9 protein-coding genes are annotated in these 16,922 nt (G+C 37.1%); 5 read left to right on the top strand and 4 right to left on the bottom strand.

Going from position 1 to position 16,922, the window contains the following annotated elements; translation table 11 throughout:
- Positions 1-83 precede the first annotated feature (83 nt).
- The 4 genes from ICJ85_RS15115 to ICJ85_RS15100 all read right to left on the bottom strand — a co-directional run bounded on the left by ICJ85_RS15115 (position 84) and on the right by ICJ85_RS15100 (position 9,112).
- Positions 84-2,972, bottom strand: a complete 2,889-nt coding sequence (locus tag ICJ85_RS15115) for an alpha-amylase family glycosyl hydrolase (RefSeq protein ID WP_188224642.1) — start codon at positions 2,970-2,972, stop codon at positions 84-86.
- Between the two features lie 94 nt (positions 2,973-3,066).
- Positions 3,067-4,419: a SusE domain-containing protein gene (locus ICJ85_RS15110; RefSeq protein ID WP_188224641.1), complete on the bottom strand. Its 1,353-nt coding sequence runs from the start codon at positions 4,417-4,419 to the stop codon at positions 3,067-3,069.
- An 18-nt stretch (positions 4,420-4,437) separates the two neighbouring features.
- Positions 4,438-5,982 (bottom strand): RagB/SusD family nutrient uptake outer membrane protein, encoded by a 1,545-nt coding sequence (locus ICJ85_RS15105; RefSeq protein ID WP_188224640.1) that lies wholly within the window; start codon positions 5,980-5,982, stop codon positions 4,438-4,440.
- 10 nt (positions 5,983-5,992) lie between these two features.
- Positions 5,993-9,112 (bottom strand): SusC/RagA family TonB-linked outer membrane protein, encoded by a 3,120-nt coding sequence (locus ICJ85_RS15100; protein ID WP_188224639.1) that lies wholly within the window; start codon positions 9,110-9,112, stop codon positions 5,993-5,995.
- A gap of 279 nt (positions 9,113-9,391) precedes the next feature.
- Here ICJ85_RS15100 and ICJ85_RS15095 point away from each other — a divergent pair, with 279 nt between their 5' ends.
- The 5 genes from ICJ85_RS15095 to ICJ85_RS15075 all read left to right on the top strand — a co-directional run bounded on the left by ICJ85_RS15095 (position 9,392) and on the right by ICJ85_RS15075 (position 16,918).
- Positions 9,392-10,465 (top strand): LacI family DNA-binding transcriptional regulator, encoded by a 1,074-nt coding sequence (locus ICJ85_RS15095; protein WP_188224638.1) that lies wholly within the window; start codon positions 9,392-9,394, stop codon positions 10,463-10,465.
- Between the two features lie 130 nt (positions 10,466-10,595).
- Positions 10,596-11,951 carry an MFS transporter gene (locus ICJ85_RS15090; RefSeq protein WP_188224637.1) on the top strand — a complete coding sequence of 452 codons (1,356 nt, stop codon included), beginning with the start codon at positions 10,596-10,598 and terminating at the stop codon, positions 11,949-11,951.
- 12 nt (positions 11,952-11,963) lie between these two features.
- Complete coding sequence (gene pgmB, locus ICJ85_RS15085) at positions 11,964-12,620, top strand: beta-phosphoglucomutase (protein ID WP_188224636.1); 657 nt, start codon at positions 11,964-11,966, stop codon at positions 12,618-12,620.
- A 43-nt stretch (positions 12,621-12,663) separates the two neighbouring features.
- A complete protein-coding gene (locus ICJ85_RS15080; protein WP_188224635.1) occupies positions 12,664-14,976 on the top strand; it encodes a glycoside hydrolase family 65 protein in 2,313 nt (770 codons plus the stop codon).
- A 58-nt stretch (positions 14,977-15,034) separates the two neighbouring features.
- On the top strand, positions 15,035-16,918 hold the full coding sequence (locus ICJ85_RS15075) for a glycoside hydrolase family 13 protein (protein WP_241739563.1): 1,884 nt from the start codon (positions 15,035-15,037) through the stop codon (positions 16,916-16,918).
- The last annotated feature ends 4 nt before the right edge of the window (positions 16,919-16,922 follow it).

Genomic DNA, 16,922 nt, shown 5'->3' with positions numbered 1-16,922 from the left:
CGTGATTTTTTAGTTAAATCATTAAAAAATAAAAAAGGATTCTGAAGTCAGAATCCTTTTTTACTACTGTAATATTTTGAAATTTAGAGCTTAACTAATTTTGAAACTCCGGAATTTCCAGAATCATCAATGATTTTGACGAGATAAATATTTTTAGCTAAAAAGGAAATGTCAAAAGAAGTTCCTTGACTTAGATTACCTTGATATGCTTTAATAAGTTTACCTGTTATATCGAAGATTTCTAATTTTTGAATATTTTTATTTACCCTAAACGAGGTTGAGGTAGGGTTAGGAAATAATTTAAGATCAGAATAGTTTTCTTTATCCGAGGTTGATAGAGTACTGGCTTGGTTTCCGTAGATTTTAAATTCACCCGGGTTTAATTGAATACTGGATGTTGCTGCATTTATGATAGAACCATCCATTAGGTCATACCAGGTTCCGGCATATGGAAAATTGGGATTAATGGTTTGCGAGGTAATATCGAAATTAGCAATTACAATAACATTTTTTAAAGAAGAACCGCTGGTGTTTTCATCGCCGGTGTAGATACTAATTCTTGGGGTTAAATTCCCGGAACTTATAGTGTAGTTTCCTTCGAAAACAGGCTCGCTGATTTTTAAATAATTAATTCGAGCCCAGTCGTTATAAATTTGGCTTCGAGTTGCATCTCCTAACCAGTTGTTTGTCCATTGCGGTTGAGGTTTTGTGTCTAATTTACAATCGCCATCTGTGCCATCATCGGGAGTGTTTACAGAACCATTGTTACAGGTAAAAATGGAATTTTCCATACCCAAATCGCCAAAATGCCAAATCATTTTTGGCCCCGGAATAGTTAATGAAACAGCCCCCAAAGCCGACATTCTTGACAGAGCGGTTTCAATATTGGTTACATCATAATCAGCATTGCCATTTCCGTATTGAAGGTTTTTATACATTAAACGTTCTTCGTCGTGACTTTCCGCGTAACCTACTAATCTCGGGCTGGTGTACCCTCTGGAGGTATGGCCCATTTCAGTAATATCACCGCTATAACCCATGGTTAATTCATTATATTGATCTGTCATTTTTCCCCATAGCATGATGCCTTTTCCTTCATCAATTCTGTAGTTTGCCCATTCGGTTTCTTCATCTCGAGATGTTAGTCCGTCATTATTAGCGTCCCAATCGGTACCAAGATGTTCGAAAATGACATAATGATCGGGGTCTAAACTCCAGCTGTAGTCTGCATATTCTTTTAAAACAGCTACGCGGTCGGCATTATAATCGTTAGTGCACCCTTCGTTATTTTCACAGTTTTGGGTAAATCCTTTAGTTAAATCCCAGCGAATACCATCGATTTTAAATTCTTCAATCCAATGTTGCACCACACGTTTAGCATATATTTTTGTGAAACCATTTGAGTGATTAAAATCAGAACCAACATTGTAAGAGTGTTTAGGGGTTTGATTAAAATACGGGTTTTCAGAACTCGGGTCGCCCCAGCCATCACCATCGGCATCCTGCATCCATAAGCGAACCATAGGGTTTCTGCCAAAAGCATGGTTTAAGGCAAGATCTAAAATAACGGCAATACCATTTTGGTGACAGGTATCTATCAGTTCTTTAAACTTTTCTTCGGTACCATAAAATTTATCTAAAGCCATATGAAAGGAAGTGTTGTAGCCCCAACTTTCATTCCCTTCAAACTCCATAACAGGCATAAGTTCAATAGCATTAATATTTAAATTTTTAAAGTAATTGATGCGGTCGATAATGTCTTGAAAAGATCTGTTGGCATCAAAATCACGAATCAAAACTTCATAGATAACTAAATCCTCCTTTTTAGGTTTTGAAAAATTGGTTACCTGCCAATTATAATCGGTTTGTGCCGTTTGCAAAACCGTGACTTCACGCTCTTGTCCTTGTGGATATTCAGGTAAATTAGGATAGGAGTTCGCCGGAATATAAGGGTCATCAAAAGGGGATAAAACCAATGTTGAATAAGGGTCTGCTGTTTTTACTAAGGTTGGTGAATTTGTTAAGGGTGTTTTATCAACAGCCCAGTATTGATAGGTTTCAATTTCACCTGGTGTTAACCCAGTTAAGGTAACCCAGAATTTACTGTTCCGAGAAGGATCGCGTTTCATAGCGTAAGTAGCGTCAGGCTGCCAGTTATTAAAGCTTCCGGCGACGTATACAAAGTCTTTACCTGGAGCATAAAGTACTAAAGTCGCTTTTGTTGGATCTGCTTCATCGTAATTAATACCATCCTGGTAACTTTCGGGCATAAATGCTGTTACGGTTTCAGGATCTAAAATAACTGAAAATGTTTTTGTTTTTGTTTCTCCGGAAAATGTGACTTCCAAAGTATAACTTCTATTTTCGGTAATGTTTGTATCTGTATATGAGTATGAAGAAATACCATTTTGAGTATCGATAATTACATTGTTCGCTTTTAATACATAGTCGGCATTTCCACCGGTATTACTAGCTTCTATAGACAGGTTATCGCCGCTATTTAGTATAGATGTGGTTGTGTTTGGTGCAGTTAATGAGACAAGAAATGTACCAACATCGACAGTTTCGTCTTGCGATTGTTTTTGTCCTGTACCATCTTTAGCCTTTATAAGAAAGCCAATTTGCCCAATATTTGTTCGGTTATAAAATGTTGTTGGTATAAATGTAATAGTATATTCATCGGCAGTTGCATTGTAGGTTAATCGATTCGCTTCATTAGAGTTGTCCCAGCTTCCGTTGGTTGGACAGTCCTGCTGGTTTTCAATATTGGTATCAAAAGACCATGTCCATAAATACAAGGCGTTATCGGAAACATTCCAAGCAGATTCATCTATTGTAGATCCATCAAAAGTTAAAGTGATGGAATCATCTTCATTAAATGGATTAGGCGATATTGTGAAATTTACAGTTTGCTTTTGAGCTTGGGTAACGAAAAAGGCTAATAGTAGATGTAATGTTATGATTTTTTTCATTTTGTTAAACTTTAAATAAAAAAGGGTTGCATCATCAAACGGCAACGCAACCCTTTTAGTCCTTACATTATAAATATGAATTAGTCACCATATTTTATCGTTTTCCTAAATAGTATTTAGGACCTTCAGCATCGTTAAAATCGATACTGATTACGTAGTTTCCTGCCTCAACTGCAATGTTGTTATCAGGATCTTGATCAAGAATATTATCTCCATTGGCATCACCATAATCGCCGTTCCAAGCGTTATCTGGTCTGAATTTAAGTTCGCCATCAACTAAAGTGATGTTTTCAGCGAACCAAACACCCGGTTGAATTTCGTTTAAAGCAGCATCAGGTGTTTCTCCCCAGTTATTATATCTTGAACCAACAGCTCCCCAAACGGTAGCCTCGACAATAGAGTATGAGTTATCCTTTAAATCTAAAGTAACCAGATAATGACCTTCGGTTACAGCAATATTGTTATCGGCATCGGCATCTAAGATGCCATCAAGGTTAGCATCACCCAAATCACCGCCCCAGGTATTGTTCATTCTAAATTTAATTTCGCCATCTAAAAGTTGAACGCTCGCTTTAAAAGTATCGGTTGTGTAGTCGTAATACAATTTAGCATCAGGTGTTTCTCCCCAGTTATTGTATCCTGAACCCACTATACCCCACGAGAATTCTTCAATAGTGTAAGAGTTGTCATTGGTATTGATCGTTATTTTATAATCACCAGCAGTAACCGCAATATTATTATCGGCATCGCTATCTAAAATACCATCGGTATTGGCATCACCAAGGTCACCTTCCCAAGTGTTGTTTTCACGGAATTTAATCTCACCATCAACAAGGTTTACATAAGAAACAATAACGCCATCGGTTGCGGTCGTGTAGAATTTAGCATCGGCAAACGCTCCCCAATTGTTATATCCTGAACCAACAACACCCCATGTAGATACTTCGTAAGCGCCACCACCTTCAGTAGCTTCAGGTAAAATTACATTTAAGGTTTGAGTTTCGGTGTAAACAGGTAAACCTCCATTGGTGCCAGGTGAAGCCATTAATCTAAAGTATAAAGCACCGGTATTAGGGTTGTCTGTGCCAGGGTCATTATCAAGACCTGCTTCTTTGGCATAGGTTAACATATTCCCAATGGTAATTGATAATTCGTTAGCATCTGTTGTACCAACTACTGTGGCATCTGTAAAATCTCCGGAAATGGAATTTTGTAATTCGTATTCTACATTGGTAGGCACCCCGAAATAGGCATCTTCCCAAGTAAAGCGTTCTCCAATATTTTTAGATGTTGCAGAAGTTAATGTGTATTCTTCTAAGAATATATTTGAAAAGCTAATACCTTCTTCAGGCACATGAGCAATGAACACTAAATCGTCTTCTTGTTCGCAAGACGTAAAGCCAATGGCGGCTAAAATTAAAAGCGATAAAAGTTTTATATATTTCATAATAATTAGTTTAGTTTTTTAGTAACCTGGATTTTGAGTTAAGTTGGGATTTGCTTGGATTGCAGATGCAGGAATAGGATACACATTATATGTTGAAGGAATTGAAGTTCCGTTTTTTACTCCGCCTTTCCAAGGCCATATGTATGCATTTCCTGTAAACTTGCCAAAGCGAATTAAATCTGAACGTCTGTGTCCTTCAAGGTTTAATTCTCTGGCACGCTCATCCAGAATAAAATCTAATGTTAATTCTGAAGACGTAATGGTTGAAGCATTCGATCTTTCTCTAACATCATTTACGTACTGAAGCGCAGTTGTTGGGTTACCACCAGCATTTCTAAGCACACATTCTGCATATATAAGATAAGCATCAGCCAATCTGAATAAAGGAAAATCGGTACTTGAAAATTCGGTAATAGTTCCAGAACCATCAGTATTGATATTTCTAAATTTTATTGAAGGATAACCATCTTCCCATTCGCGGTAGTCGTCCATTTCGTAGTTATGCCCTTCTGTCCAGAATAATTCAGCTCTGTCATCGGTAGATGTTGCTAAATCTCCATATAAACCATACCAGGCTTTGGTCGCTCTATGACCTGTCCATCCGGCAGTAGAGCCAAAATCTCCGGGATCCATAGTATCTGTACTTAAATTTCCGTTTACTATATACGTAGTGTTACCGTAACTTCTACTGTTGTCGGCATCGGCAATTAATGGAAATATAATTTCATTTGAAGTGTCGTTATCAGCTGAAAACAATCTGATGAAATTAGGATCTAATTGATACCCCCCTTCGTCAATGACTTTCGAAATATAGGTTAAAGCATCATCGTATCTGGCAGTACCCGTGTATACTTCGGCATTTAAATACAATTTAGCCAATAACATTTGAGCTGCTGAATTTGTTGCTCTACCGTAATCGTTGGTAGTAGGTAAGGTACTTTCAATAGCTAAAAGTTCACTTTCTACATAAGCAAATAAATCTGCTCTCGATACTTCAGGAAGGAGTTCCGTACCACCAAAGTTTTCTTCAGTAGATAACACACCTTTACCAAATACATCGATTAGATAGTAATAAGCTAACGATCTTAAAAATCGAACTTCAGAAGTAATTTGTTCTTGATTATCAACACTAACGTTTTGTAAAACGGTTAACAGGTTGTTGCATTGCGGAATGGTAAAATAAATTCTGTTGAATAAGTATCTGAAGAATTTATTGTTTTCATCCCAATTAGAGGTCGTTGTAAGTTGGTCTAATCCGTCATCACCCCAACGGTTTTTCATCCCGTCTGCTGAGAAATCCTGTAGGTTTACAAGGTTTCTTAAAAACGGAGATTCTCCAGGATCGTCACCTTGAATATCCGATTTATCGGCAGCTTCAATACTCGATAAAGCAAACGATGCATAAAGTCGGGCTAAAATACCTTTAACAGCATCCGGGTCTTTGGTAAGCAGTTCATCTAAGGTAAGTTCTACTAATGGTTCAGTGTCCAGGTCGCTTGTACAACTTCCACTTGAAAGCGCCAGTGTAAAACTTAATAAAATGATATATATCTTATTTTTCATAACTAAATTTTTAAAAATCAATGTTTAGACCTAAAGTATAGACACGTGGCCTAGGGTAGAAATTATTATCTATAGCGTTGAAGTTTTCCGGATCCTGACCAGAATAATCAGTAATAACAAACGGATTGTTTACTGAGGCATACACTTTAAAAGATACATCTTTAATAGCTTCGCCAACCGTTAATCCTAAGGTGATATTTTCACATCTTAAAAAAGATGCATTTTCTAAATAATAATCAGAGAAAGGAACATTACCATTTCGATTCACGAAATTAGTGTCAGAAACGCCGTTGTAAAAGTCTACAACATTATTTAAACTTTCTGTGTTTGACGGAATAGCCGCTTCAATGTATCCAATGGCTAAATTACGAGTGTTGTACATTTGGCCATCTAACTGTCCTCTAAAGCTAGCACTTAAATCCCAGTTTTTATACTGTGTTGAAAACCCTAAACCGAATGTCCAGTTTGGTCGTAAAGCTTTGTAGTATCTGTCGTCGTTCGTGATTTGTCCATCGCCATTTAAATCGACAAAGGCACCAAGAATAGGACGGTGGTTTTCATCATAAACTTGTTTGAAAACCCAAGCAGAATATACTTCCTCTCCCACAGCATGTCTGGCTAATTTTACGCCAGTTCCGGTAGGAATTGTAGATTCGTCGGCCGAAATACTACTCACACCATTTAAGTTTGTAACTTCAGTTTTACTGTACGCAATATTTCCATTAAGGTCTAAACTAAAATCGTCATTTTCTACTGGCGTGATGCCTAAATTAAGTTCAAAACCTTCATTTTCTGTTTCGCCTATATTTTGTGGAAATAAGTTGGTGAATCCCTGTCCTGGCGCAACAGGAGCTAATACTAAAAGGTCTTTGGTTTTTCTTTTAAATACATCAAACGATCCTGAAAGGGCGCCTGAATTAAAGAAACTAAAATCTAAACCAGCATTGTAAGTGGTTGTTTTTTCCCAGGTTAAGTTCTCGTTATATGCTCTTGCAGAGTATAAAGATACGCCCGGTAAATATTGTGTAGTACTGTTACCTACGGTAAATAAAGGGGTAGAGGGGAAGTAACCTCCGGCTAGCCCTGTAATATCCTGCTGTCCAGTTTTACCGTATCCAAGTCTTAGTTTAAGTTCCTGAACAAAATCGGCATCTCTAAGGAAACTCTCTTCTTTTAATTTCCAGGCTAAGGCTGCTGCAGGGAAAATACCCCATACGTCGTTACCCCATACATCATCGGTAACAAAAAGAGAAGAAGCATCAGCTCTTACAGATAGCGTTACTAAGAATTTATCTAGAATATTAATGTTACTTCTTCCGAAGAACGATTGTAAGTTTAATACATTATAATATCTGAAATTCGGATTGCTTTCGTTTACCTGAAGTTCTCTTAACCCTGTTTCTGTATTGTATAGGTATTGTTCTTTATTACCATCATTTTTAAAGTTTTGGTAACCATAACCTCCCTGAACTTCAAAGCTGTTTATAAAAGAATCATCATAACTCTTGTTGTATACTAAATAGCCTTCAAGCGTGGTGTTCGTGATATGCTGATTTTCTTTAAAGTTTACTCCAGGATTGAAGATGTAACTGTTAGAAGCATTACTTAATCTGTATGTTGAAATTGCATTTTCAGAATAGTTTTCTTCAATAGTTGAGCGAGAGGCTTCAACACCAAGGTTTAAAACAGCACGTAATTCAGGAAGAAAATGCATTTTATAATCGAATTCTACATTTCCTAATATTTTTTGAGTTTCCTCAGGACGTGTACGTTGCATTAAAAGTGCTAACGGATTGGATTGCCCGATTAACATACCTGTTGGATTAGAGGTAGACGATGTGGTTGTAAAGTAGCCTCCAAAAGGAGAGTTTGTGTCATAGATTGGTTTTGTAGGGTCCATAACTACCGCACCAAATAGAGCGCCACCTTCATCTATAGCATTCTTATCTGCTGAAATACCTTTAAGGTTTAAATCTACTTTTAAATGATCTTGAAAAAACTTAGGCGTTAATTTTAACGAAGCCGTGATACGTTCGTAGTCACTTGTTTTCACAACACCTTCAGTATTATTGTAACCTACCGATGCACGGAAAGGAATTTTTTCAAATAAATTAGCACGTGCACTAAAATCGTAATTTGTTGATATCGCCGTTCTATAAATTGCATCTTGCCAGTCTGTATTGTAGATGCCACGTTGCATACCGTTTGAATCGGTAAAGGTTTGAATAACCTGCTCTCTGGTATCAACTGAGTTTATCGGAACGCCTAAGCGATCTGAAGTTCCTGCTTCAAAAATACCTTTGGCTTCATATTCGTTAATGAATTGTACAAATTCAGAGCCATCTAAAACATCAATTTTCTTACTTACAGAATTTGACGACATACTAGTCGAAAAATTGAATTGTGGTTCTCCTGAAGTTCCTTTTTTAGTGGTAATAATGATTACCCCATTTGAAGCTCGTGATCCGTAGATAGCCGTTGCAGAAGCATCCTTAAGGACACTAAAACTTTCAATATCATTAGGGTTGACTAATGTTAAGGGGTTTTTTACACCGGCAGGGTTGGTATTGTCGATAGCAATTCCGTCAATAACAATCAACGGGCTACTGTTGGCACTTAACGAGGCACCACTTCTAATACGAATATTAGGTTCTGCATCGGGCTGACCACCAGCAGTGGTAATTCTAACCCCTGGGGCTTTACCATTTAGCAGCTGATCGGCAGATACTATTGCTCCTTTATTAAACTCCTTTGAGGAAACAACATCGACAGATCCGGTCAAGTCTTCTTTCTTAACGCTACCGTATCCGATAACAACAACTTCGTCTAAGCTGGCAGCGTCCTCAACTAAAACCACATCGATTACCGATTGTCCGGTATATGTGATTTCCTGAGATTGATACCCAATGAATGTAAAGGTGATTACATCTCCTTGATTCACTTGAAGTTGGTATTCCCCGTCAAAATCTGAAGCGGTACCATTAGTAGTACCCTTAACGAGAATATTTACTCCAGGAAGTGGCAAAGATGTAGATTGTTCTGTTACTGTTCCTTTTATACTTGTTTGCGCCAAAATGGTTACGGGCACAAATAAGAGAAAAAACAGTATGCCATTAATAATTGTCTTCATACAGTTCTTTTGTTAATGTCTTTGTTTAGTTTATTATATCTTCACTTCTCACCATGAATTATTGCTAATGTAATAATTCGGTCCATTAGGAAATTGTCAAATTCGCAACGCAAACGTTTCCGTGTTAATAACTTTTACGAAATTTTTAACGCAAACGTTTCCGTATTGATATTTTTCTGATGCTTAGGTTATTTAGAAGAAACAAACTAAATTAGCATTACTAGGTTAGTCGTATTTATTAGTAATGCTTCATAAATTTAGCCATATTTAAAATAAAAAATGAAGAAAAAAGTTACATTAAAGCAAATTGCCAGAGAACTCGATGTTTCGGTGTCTACAGTTTCCAGAGCCTTGGCCGATAGTAAGGAAATTGGAGAGAATACCAGAAGACGTATTCAGGCATTTGCTAAATTTCTGAATTATAAACCTAATAATATTGCACTAAGTCTAAAAAACAAAAAGACAAAAACTATAGGGGTTTTAATTCCTGAAATTGTACATCACTTTTTCTCTACGGTTATTCGAGGTATCGAAATAGTAGCTAATGAACGTGGCTACAATGTTATTGTTGGACTCTCTAACGAATCATTTAGTAAAGAGGTTTTAAATATGGAAATGCTGGCTAACGGAAGTATTGATGGTTTCATATTATCCATTTCAAAAGAGACCTTACTTAAACAGGATTATCATCATTTTAATGAAACCATAAGCCAGGGTATCCCCATTGTTATGTTCGACCGTGTCGTTAATGAGGTGGAATGCGATAAAGTGATTGTTGATGATTTTAAAGGGTCAGTCAAGGCAGTTAAAAAACTAGTGGACAATGGATGTAAACATATTGGTTTAATCACTACGATGGATTACGTAAGTGTTGGTAGACTGCGTACACAAGGGTATTTACGTGCTTTAGAAGAAAGTCAGGTGTATGCAGAACCAAATTTAATTCTGAAATTAGATGATATGGTGTCGTTAGAAGAAAACCTTGATATTTTGGAAAGTGAAATAGAACATTTATTTAAAAGGAATCCGAAAATCGATGGTGTGTTTGCGGTGAATGAATTGTATGCTGTTACCGCAATGAAGGTGGCAAAAAAATTAGGATATGCTATTCCGGATGATTTACAAGTCATCGGATTTACCGATGGGGTTTTGTCGAAACACGCCTCGCCAAGTTTAACTATTGTAAGTCAGCACGGACAAAAAATAGGAGAGAAAGCGGCCGATTTATTAATTGATCGTTTAGAAATGGACGACGACGAGAGCGATGCAAATATTAACGAAAACACTAGAGAAGAGGCATTTGAAACCTATGTGATAGAGACCGAAATTATTGAAAGAGAATCGACTAAATAAATTTTTTTTAGGATTTTTAAAATTCTTTTCTATATCTTTGACGCAGAATCAAGACTTATATATTCACTTCTCACATGTAAGTTTTGATAAGTTTTATGCTTATCAATAGTATCAATTAAATACTATTTCGATGGAAAAGCGTAAGTTAGGTTTTCTTCAAATCTGGAACATGAGTTTCGGATTTATGGGAATTCAAATGGGTTTCGCCCTGCAAAATGCCAATGCAAGTAGAATACTTCAAATTTTTGGAGCCGATGTACATCAGCTATCATGGTTTTGGATTATAGCGCCTTTAATGGGCTTAATAGTTCAACCTATTGTTGGGTATTATAGCGACAATACCTGGGGTAGATTCGGAAGAAGGAAACCTTTCTTCTTGATTGGAGCTATCTTGGCATCTTTAGGTTTGGTATTAATGCCACAAGCCGATATTTTTACCGCCTTTTTACCCGCTATTTGGGTGGGCGCTGGATTCTTAATGGTTATGGATGCGTCTTTTAATATTGCCATGGAGCCGTTTCGTGCTTTAGTAGGTGATAATTTAAGAACAGACCAACGTACCTTAGGATTCAGTGTACAAACGGCTTTAATTGGGTTTGGTGCTGTTATCGGTTCCTGGTTGCCGTATACCTTAACCAATTGGTTTGGTGTATCCAATGCAACAGTTGCAGGAGAAGTTCCGTTAAACTTAATTTTATCCTTTATTATTGGAGCGATTATTTTAGTGCTTTCTATTCTGGTTACTGTGTTCACAACAAAGGAATATTCACCAGAAGAATTAGCACAGTTTCAAGATGATCAATCTACAAATTCAGAAGATGAAGACACTTCAGAAAAAGCAGGCTTAAAAACCATTTTCGAAGATTTCAAAAACATGCCAACCACCATGCGTCAGTTAAGCTGGGTTCAGTTTTTCTCATGGTTTGGGTTATTTGGCATGTGGGTATTTGCTGTTCCGGCTATTGCACAGCATATCTATGGTTTACCAGTAAACGATAGTAGCAGTGTGAATTATCAAGATGCTGGCGACTGGGTAGGTATCCTTTTCGGCGTTTATAATCTAATTTCAGCCTTATATGCTTTTGCCTTGCCATTTATTGCAAAAAAAATAGGAAGAAAACGCACACACGCTTTATCTCTAATTATTGGAGGTATCGGTTTGCTTTCAGTTTATATCATGCCCGATCAAAACTGGCTTATTCTTTCTATGATAGGCGTTGGTATTGCCTGGGCCAGCATTCTTGCTATGCCTTACGCGATTTTGGCGGGATCTATTTCGCCAAAAAAGATGGGCGTATACATGGGAATCTTCAATTTTTTCATCGTTATTCCGCAAATTATCAATGCATTAATTGGTGGGCCAATGGTTAAGTATGTCTATGGAGATCAAGCTATTATGGCTTTAGTAATTAGTGGGATTAGTTTTTTAATTGCTGCTGCGCTAGTATTTAAAGTTAAAGACGTCGACGACGTTATTCAATCTTAAAAAATCATCGTAATGAACGGGTTTATTTTTGACCTCGATGGGGTCATTGTAGATACTGCAAAGTATCATTACCAGGCTTGGAAGCAATTAGCTAACAACATTGGAATAGAGTTTTCGTTGGAGCAAAACGAACAACTTAAAGGGGTGAGTAGAGTAGAGTCTTTAAAAAAGATTCTTCATTGGGGGCAAAAAACATTATCCGATGATGAGTTTATAACCTTAATGGCTGAAAAAAATAATCACTATTTGAGCTTTATTGAAACTATGGATGAAAATGAAGTCTTACCAGATGTTTCAAAGGTTTTAAATTATATATCCGCAAAAAATCAAAAAATAGCCTTGGGCTCGGCCAGTAAAAATGCCGTAGGTATTCTTGATAAAGTCCATCTCACTCATTTTTTCGATGCTATTGTAGACGGCAATCAGGTAACACATGCCAAGCCTGACCCGGAGGTGTTTTTAAAAGCGGCTCAAAAAATGAAGGTGGAGCCTAAAAAATGCATTGTTTTCGAAGATGCCGTCGCTGGAATTCAGGCAGCCAATGCTGCAAGTATGATAAGTGTTGGCATTGGCGATGCCCATGTTTTACATGAAGCAGATTATGTGTTTAAAGACTTTACAAAGATGTCTTTAGAATTTATAGACCAATTAATTAACCAAAAAAAATAAGCTGTTTTACTTGAATGTCATTCAATAACAGTGTCAAATAACAATGAATCAAGATTATATAAAACCAGATCAATGGTCGATTATTGAAGAAGGCTTTGATGCGAGTCGCGTAAAGTCTTCAGAGAGCCTGTTCAGTATCGGTAATGGAGCTATGGGGCAACGGGCCAATTTTGAAGAACAGTATTCAGGACCAACATTTCAAGGCAGTTATATAGCCGGGGTATATTATCCGGATAAAACACGTGTAGGCTGGTGGAAAAATGGCTATCCCGAATATTTTGCAAAAGTGTTAAACGCACCCAATTGGATTGGTATCAATGTTAAGGTGAATGGCGAAGCTTTAGATTTATTCAATTGTAAAAGTGTTGAAGATTTTCGCAGAGAGCTTAATATGAAAGAAGGTTGGTTAAGCCGAAGCTTTAAGGCAACACTTCAAAACGATGTTCAGGTTGCTGTTAAAACCAAACGCTTTTTAAGTCTGGATTTAGACGAACTTGGCGCTATTCGATACGAAATTACACCGTTAAATACAGATGTTTCAATTACATTCTCTCCGTATTTAGACGCCGGAATCACCAACGAAGACACCAATTGGGATGATAAATTCTGGGATGTGTCCAGAGTATCGCAGGAACATACACAGGCATTTATTGAAGCGAAAACAATGAAAACCAATTTCCATACCTGTACGTTTATGGAATCTCAGGTGTTTGTAAATGATGTTTTTGTTGTAGTAAATCCTGAAATAGAAACGACTTCAAATACAATTGTTTTCAGTTATTCAAAAGACATCAAAGCTGGAGAAACTTATAAAATTGAAAAATTTGGGGGTTATACTGTAGATCGTAATCATGAGAAATCTCAATTGGTTTCAGCTTCAAAGGAAGTCTTAAGTAAGGCAAGAGATTTAGGATTTCTAGGCTTATTAGAAAAGCAGATGCATGCGTGGGGAAATATTTGGGATATGGCCGATATTACTATCGATGGAGATGTTAGAGCACAGCAAGGTATCCGATTTAATATATTTCAGCTAAATCAAACCTATTTAGGGAAAGATTCAAGATTAAACATTGGTCCTAAAGGGTTTACAGGTGAGAAGTACGGTGGAAGCACCTATTGGGATACCGAGGCCTACTGCATTCCGTTTTATATGGCGACTAAAAACCAAAGTGTAGCGCGTAGTCTTCTAGAATACCGCTACAACCATTTAGAACGTGCGATTGAAAACGCCGGAAAACTTGGTTTTACAAATGGTGCAGCCTTATACCCGATGGTAACCATGAACGGTGAAGAATGTCATAATGAGTGGGAGATCACTTTTGAAGAAATCCACCGTAACGGCGCCATAGCTTTTGCTATTTATAATTACTACCGTTATACGAACGATTACAGCTATATTCCTGAAAAAGGATTGGAAGTTTTAATCGGAATAGCTCGCTTTTGGCAGCAACGGGCCAGTTTTTCAACCGATAAAAACAAATATGTTATTTTAGGGGTGACAGGTCCAAATGAATACGAAAATAACGTAAATAACAACTGGTACACGAACTATTTAGCACAATGGTGTATTCTTTATGCGATTGAAAATATAAATAAAGTGGAGTCGGAGTATCACTCAGATTATAGCCGAATCATGAACAAAACGAAGTTGTCTGCTCCTGAAATTGAAGAGTGGCAGCAAGTTGCAGATAATATGTATTTTCCGTATTCTGAAAAACATCAGGTATTCTTGCAACAAGACGGGTTTTTAGATAAGGACTTAGTAACAGTAGCTGATTTAGACCAATCGCAACGTCCAATCAACCAGAAATGGAGCTGGGATCGCATTTTGCGTTCGCCATACATTAAACAAGCCGATGTGTTGCAAGGGTTTTACTTTTTCGAAGATCAGTTTACTCAGGAAAATTTAGAGCGTCATTTTGATTTCTATGAACCATTTACCGTTCACGAAAGTTCATTATCGCCTTGTGTTCATAGCATTCAGGCGGCTAAATTAGACCGTATGGAGCAGGCGTATACGTTTTATTTACGTACATCACGTTTAGATTTAGACGATTATAATAAGGAGGTTCACGAAGGTTTGCACATTACCTCTATGGCTGGTACTTGGATGAGTATTGTTGAAGGATTTGGAGGTATGCGGATTGTAGAAAATATGTTGTCGTTTACTCCAAAAATCCCGAAACAATGGCAGGGGTATTCCTTTAAAATCAATTTCCGAAATCAAATTTTAAAGGTTTATGTTACGCAACAGGAAACCACTTTTGAACTAGAAGGTAATACTGAATTGCAAATTTTAGTAAATGGTAAATTACATGTAATTGCGTCTAAAAAAATAGAGAATGTTTCAGAATAATTTGAATACATATCGTTTGTTAAAGCCATTTTTTGTTTTGTGTGTCCTAATGTTAAATATGGCCTGTAAGCATCAAAAAGAGGAAAAAGAAATAGTATCTTATACCGATGTTAAAATTTCAGAACACAACGACGTGGAACGCATAGAACCTTTAAATTGGTGGGTAGGTTTTAAGAGTCAGGATTTGCAATTACTTGTGAAGAGTGCTGGTATTTCAAATGCTCGACCGGAAATTACTTATCAAGGAGTAACTATTGAAGCAGTTCATAAAGGAGATAGTCCGAATTATTTGTTTATCAATTTGCAAATTGATGAGCAGACCAAGCCTGGAAAATTCAATATCGATTTTAAGTTTGAAAATGGTGAAGAAAAGCATCAAACTTATGAGTTGAAATCAAGAGTAAAGCCTTCTGAAGATTATGTAGGTTTTAACAGTTCAGACGCCATTTATTTAATCACGCCAGACCGATTTGCAAACGGAGATCCTTCAAAAGATATTAATGAAAAACTTCTGGAGAAAACCATTGATAGAACGAATGATTATGCCAGACATGGCGGGGACATTAAAGGCATTGCCAATCATTTGGATTATATTGAAGATTTAGGGTTTACCGCCATTTGGCCTTGTCCGTTACTTACTAACGATATGCCCGAAAGCTCTTATCATGGCTATGCAATGACCAATTTTTACGAAATTGACCCACGCTTTGGTACTTTGGAAGACTATCTGGAATTATCTGAACAAGCACGACAAAAAGGCATCAAACTCATTATGGATCAGGTGGCTAATCATTGCGGTTCCGAGCACTGGTGGATGAAAGATTTGCCGTTTGTAGATTGGATAAGCCAACAGAAAAAATTTGAAGATAAATCGCATTTAACCAATTCCAATCACAGGCGTACCAGTAATCAGGACCCTTATGCATCTGCTAAAGATAAGCAAGACATGAGCGATGGTTGGTTTGTGTCGTCTATGCCAGACTTGAATCAGAAGAATCCATTTATGGCGAAGTACATTATTCAAAATAGTATTTGGTGGATAGAAACGGCAGGATTAGGTGGTATTCGTCAGGACACCTATCCGTATTCGGATAAAGGATTTATGAGTCGTTGGGCGGGAGCTATTATGAATGAATATCCTAATTTTTCCATTGTAGGTGAAGAGTGGAGTATAAACCCATTAATTATTGGCTACTGGCAGGAAGGTGCGAATAATCGTGATGGTTACGATTCCAATTTAAAATCTCCGATGGATTTTGCGATGCAAAGTCAGATAGTTAATGGGTTAAATGAAGAAGAAGGCTGGGATACGGGACTTATTAAAATCTATGAGGGTTTGGCTAACGATTTTTATTATGCTTCGCCAAAAGACATTCTAATTTTTGCCGATAATCACGATATGAGTCGTATTAGTACTCAGGTTCATGACAATGCTGAAAAGGTAAAAATGGCTTTGACGTATATGTTTCTCATGCCAAGAATACCACAGTTTTATTACGGTACCGAGATTTTGATGAATGACACTGAAAAGCCCGGCGATCACGGATTAATTCGAACGGATTTTCCAGGTGGTTGGCAAGGTGATTCCATAAATGCATTTACGGGAGAGGGTTTAACAACAGCTCAAATAAATATGCAGCAGTTTGTTAAAAAACTGGTGAATTATCGAAAACACAGTAAAGCTATTCATGAAGGTAAGACGATTCATTTTGCTCCGGAAAATGGTGTTTATCTATTGTTTCGAGTGTTGGAAGATGAGGTTGTTGCTATTATTCTAAATAAATCTAACGAGACAAGTTTATCTACATCAAGGTTTTCTGAGCTCGGTTTAAAAGGGAAAAAGATTAAAAACATAATTAGTGAAGACATAGGTGTGTGGGATGATTCAGTTGAAATGAATCCTGAAGGAGTCACTATATATTCAACAAAATTTAAAAACTAAATAT

Source organism: Aestuariibaculum marinum (genome assembly GCF_014596975.1).
Lineage (GTDB): Bacteria > Bacteroidota > Bacteroidia > Flavobacteriales > Flavobacteriaceae > Aestuariibaculum > Aestuariibaculum marinum.
Note: the sequence above shows the minus strand (reverse complement) of the source record. Positions and strands in the feature narration are given on the sequence as shown.